Below are 406 nucleotides of genomic sequence, written 5' to 3' on the forward strand. Positions count from 1 at the left end.
AGGCGCGGGTTGGGCGTTGCGCCGGTGGTCGCCGTGCCGAGGAGCCTGCCGCCGGGGGTGCGGGTGTAGGTGGCGGTGCCGTCCGTGACCACGTTGTTGGAGCCGCCGTCGTAGGTGAAGGTGGTGTTCCCTGCCTGGGCGACGCGGTCGGTCGAGTCGTAGCTGTAGGTGGACGGCCCCTCCTTGACCATCCGGTCGAAGCCGTCGAACTGGACCTCCTTGGGCTGGGAGCCCTGGGCGGTGCTGCCGGTAAGGGTCCCGCGGGCCGAGTAGCTGTACGTCGTGGTCCCGTCGTTGAGCAGTTCGTTGCGCTCGTCGAAGCTGGAGGCGGTACCGCCGGCGGAGGTCCGGTTGCCGGCCGCGTCCCAGGTGTACGCGGTGGCGGTGGTGCCGTTGTTCCAGTTGG

At 70.2% G+C, this 406-nt stretch carries 1 protein-coding gene; it reads right to left on the reverse strand.

Annotated features, from left to right (window positions below; translation table 11 throughout):
• Positions 1–406: hypothetical protein (locus tag C2142_RS37700; RefSeq protein ID WP_194235869.1), on the reverse strand; the 406-nt coding region annotated here is incomplete at both ends.

It is taken from the genome of Streptomyces sp. CB01881 (genome assembly GCF_002953255.1).
Lineage (GTDB): Bacteria > Actinomycetota > Actinomycetes > Streptomycetales > Streptomycetaceae > Kitasatospora.